The sequence below is a fragment of the Nonomuraea sp. NPDC004186 genome (genome assembly GCF_053603495.1).
Genome location: NZ_JBSGFQ010000272.1, coordinates 1 through 1916 on the forward strand (window position 1 = coordinate 1; position 1916 = coordinate 1916).

A 1916-nucleotide genomic window follows, 5' to 3' on the forward strand; every position below is an offset into this window, starting at 1 on the left:
ACCTTCGACGCCGGTTGCGGATACACCGCCCCGGCCTGGCCCGCGGCCCTGCGGGGCCTGGGGGGGCGGGCGGTGGCGGGGGCGGCGGGCCTCCAGGCCCGCCGCCTGGTGCCCGCCACCTAGACGGCGCGGGATTCGTGGGCGATCAGCCACTCCTTGACCGGCACGCCGTAGTAGTAGCCGCCGTAACCTCCGCCGCTGGGCAGCACCCGGTGGCAGGGGACGAACGGCGCGATGAGGTTCTGGGCGCAGGCCGAGCCGGCCGCCCGGGCGGCCGTCCTGGGCATGCCGGCCCGCTCGGCCAGCTCCGCGTACGAGACCGTGGTCCCCGCCTTGACCTCGCGCAACGTGGCGTGGAGCCGCTTGCGGGTGGCCGTACCCGGCTGGGAGACCTGGACGGCGTCCAAAGCGTCCAGATCCCCGGCCAGGTACGCCCGGACCGCCGCGGAGGCGGCCCCGAGGTCGTCCACGACCTCCAGGCCCTCCGACTGCAGCTCGGGCGTGAGGCGCACGAACATCTCCGTCGGGTCGGCGGTGAAGCCGGCCGCCACCACGACCCCCTCGCGGGACAGCAGGGACAGCGGCCCCACGGGGGTCGGGATGAGCTGGGCAGCGATCATGATGAGCTCCAAAGGTGCAGGGCGGCGTAGGCCCGCCAGGGCCGCCACCGCTCGATGTGGTCGTCGGGGATGCCCAGGCAGGCCATGCGCTTCTTGAGCACGAGGTCGCCCGTGGGCCACGCGTCCGGGTCGCGCAGCGCCCGGAGCGCGATGTAGCTGGCCGTCCACGGGCCGATGCCCGGGACTTCGAGCAGGTCCGACACCGCCTCGGCGGGATCCTGGCCGCCGTCGAGGTCCAGGCGGCCCTCCACCAGGTGGCCGGCCAGGTGCCTGAGCGTGTCGATCCGGCGGTTGGTCAGGCCCACGCCGGTCAGGTCCGTCTCCAGGAGCTCGGCGGGGGTGGGGAAGAGGGGGCCGGGGGCCTTGGCGACGATGCGGCCGAGGAGGGTGCGGGCCCCGGCCACCGAGATCTGCTGGCCCACCACCGCGCGTACGGCCAGCTCGAAGCCGTCGAACGCGCCCGGCACCCGCAGACCCGGACGGGCCGTCACCAGGGGCCCGAGCGAGGTCTGCTCCAGGATCTCCGAAATGGCGGAGGGGTCGGCGTCGAGGTCGAGGAGGCGGCGGCAGCGCGCCACGACGCGGGCGAGCTGCCGCGTGTCGTCCATCACGACGTCCAGGGCTATGTGGTCCTGCCGTGGGGTGAGCGTGATCGTCCCACCTGGTACGGCTCGCTCGTACGACGTCCGGTCCGCCACCTCCAGCCCCGGAATGGCGCGGGCCGTCAGGAACGCGAAGACCCCCTCCACGTCGTACGGCTCGCGCCGGTGCAGCCGCAGCCGCAGCCTCGCGTCGCAGACCCGCGGCCCCGCCGTGGCCCGCAGCTCGCTGGGCGTGAAGCCGTACGTCTCCCGCATCGTCGCGTTGAACTGCCGCACGCTCCCGAACCCCGCCGCGAACGCCACCTCCGTGACCGGCAGCCCCGTCTCCGTCAGCAGCTGCTTGGCCAGCAGCAGCCGCTTGGTCCGCGCGACCGCCAGCGGCCCGACGCCCAGCTCGGCCACGAACAGCCGGTGCAGGTGCCGCTCGGTGATGTGCAGCCGCTGGGCCAGCCCGCCCACGCCCTGCTCGTCCGCCGCGCCGTCGTCGATCAGCCGCAGCGCCCGGCCGACCAGGTCGCCGCGCACGTCCCAGCCCGGGTCGCCGGGCGAGAGCTCCGGACGGCACCGCTTGCACGGCCGGAACCCCGCGGCCTCGGCCGAGGTGACAGCACGATCCAGCGCTTCCAGCCGGTGAGCAGTTTCCAGTCGCGCTCCCACGAGTTGTCGCGGCCGCCGGGGACGTGCTGCGGTGAAC

The 1916-nt window shown here is 74.7% G+C and carries 2 protein-coding genes; both read right to left on the reverse strand.

Annotation, left to right across the window (positions count from 1 at the left end; genetic code table 11):
* Positions 1-119: 119 nt before the first annotated feature.
* Positions 120-620 carry a methylated-DNA--[protein]-cysteine S-methyltransferase gene (locus ACWEPL_RS65180; RefSeq protein WP_350728319.1) on the reverse strand — a complete coding sequence of 167 codons (501 nt, stop codon included), beginning with the start codon at positions 618-620 and terminating at the stop codon, positions 120-122.
* Positions 617-1916 (reverse strand): AlkA N-terminal domain-containing protein (locus tag ACWEPL_RS65185; RefSeq protein ID WP_452443075.1); only part of this gene is annotated, 1300 nt, incomplete at its 5' end. The genes ACWEPL_RS65180 and ACWEPL_RS65185, both read right to left, overlap by 4 nt.